The sequence below is a fragment of the Baaleninema simplex PCC 7105 genome (assembly GCF_000332355.1).
Lineage (GTDB): Bacteria > Cyanobacteriota > Cyanobacteriia > Cyanobacteriales > Geitlerinemataceae > Baaleninema > Baaleninema simplex.
The window spans coordinates 2,550,747-2,552,189 of the sequence record NZ_KB235958.1; the positions used below are offsets into that span (position 1 = coordinate 2,550,747).

The window sequence follows — 1,443 nt, forward strand, 5'->3', positions numbered from 1 at the left end:
TTGGGTTGGAGGGAATGCCAGGCGAGAGGTTTGAAGAGTTTACAGCGGCATTTAATTTTGGTATTTTGTGCCTACACTTTTATCCTTTGGCATAAGTTGACGGGCGGTTTACGAAGGAAGTGGGCGAACCAACCTTTGGAAACTTTTGTAGATGCTTTAGAGGCTTTTTCGGACAGCCATGTCTTTTCGTTTTGTGGCATGGCTGAACGAGAATCGAGACCTGTTTGCCGCTCACAAAGCGCGTTTTGGCTTGGTTTGGGCTTGAAATTTGTTTAAGTACCGTTAGAATGCGATCGCCCTACGATCGCCGACATTGCGGTATTTCCTTACGTTGCCCTAGCACCCGACGGTAACATTGCGTTAGAGCATTACCCCCACGTACTGGCTTGGATCGATCGCATCAAACAGCTCCCTGGCTTCGTGGGAATGCGTTGCATCGAAGTCCCGAGTGCAGCCGCCTAATCGGTTCCAAAAACCCGGTTTGCAGGTCTTCAAAGTTTGAGGTGATAAGCGGATTTTATACCCAGTCAAAACCATCCCCCCAACCCCCCTTCGCAAGGGGGGCTAAGGGGGGATGCGCCCCGGTTCAATTTCGTATTATTCATAACAAATTACACCGTAATCTTAGGAGACCCCGGTTCGCCAACCCAACCGGGTTTCTCGAGGTTCCATTTTCATCCTTTCTCAAAGGAGTCCTCAGTCCTCATGGCTCGGAAATTCACGCAAATCGCTTTCACTCCTGCTGTTAAGGCGATTCAAGACAAGTACGGTTCGCGAGAAACATACGCTCGTATGGAAGAAAGCGGTCTCGAAAACGACACGCTAATTCCCCATATCGCCGAATTTGTCGAAGCGAGAGATAGCTTTTATATGGGGACGACAAACGAGAAGGGCTGGCCGTATATTCAGTTTCGAGGTGGCCCCATCGGCTTTTTAAAAGTGCTAGATCGGAAGACGCTAGGATTTGCAGACTTTTCAGGAAACGGTCAGTATTTGAGCATCGGGAATTTAGAAACGAGCGATCGCGTGTTTCTGTTTCTAATGGACTACGCGAACCGCCGCCGCCTCAAGATTTGGGGACGAGCAAAAGTGGAATGCGATCGCCCCGATTTAGTCGAACAACTGCGCGTTTCCGGCTACCGCGCCAATGTAGAGCGGGCGATCGTGATTCGCGTTGAAGCCTGGGATTGGAACTGCCCCCAGCACATTCCTTTGAAATATTCTGAAGAACAAGTCGCTGAAATCATGGCTCCTTTGCAATCACGAATTCGGGAACTCGAAACTCAGCTAGAAAGCTTAACTGATTAGTATTTTTGTCGAGAAAGGGTAATACAGAAACCGAATTTTAACGCTTCGACTTCGCTCGCTTCGACTTCACTCGCTTCGACTTCGCTCGCTTCGACTTCGCTCGCTTCGACTTCGCTCGCTTCGACTTCGCTCGCT

The 1,443-nt window shown here is 49.5% G+C and carries 2 protein-coding genes and 1 pseudogene; all 3 read left to right on the plus strand.

The genetic code is table 11. From position 1 onward, the window contains the following. Nucleotides 1–265: pseudogene (locus tag GEI7105_RS37275) on the plus strand (IS701 family transposase); the annotation flags it as partial. Nucleotides 266–303: 38 nt separating this feature from the next. Next, entirely contained in the window at nucleotides 304–462 is a 159-nt protein-coding gene (locus tag GEI7105_RS34890; RefSeq protein ID WP_144053921.1) for a glutathione S-transferase family protein, read from the plus strand. A 243-nt stretch (nucleotides 463–705) separates the two neighbouring features. Then, the gene (locus GEI7105_RS0113260; RefSeq protein WP_026097639.1) at nucleotides 706–1,308 is read left to right on the plus strand and encodes a pyridoxamine 5'-phosphate oxidase family protein; all 603 of its coding nucleotides are present in this window, start codon (nucleotides 706–708) and stop codon (nucleotides 1,306–1,308) included. The last annotated feature ends 135 nt before the right edge of the window (nucleotides 1,309–1,443 follow it).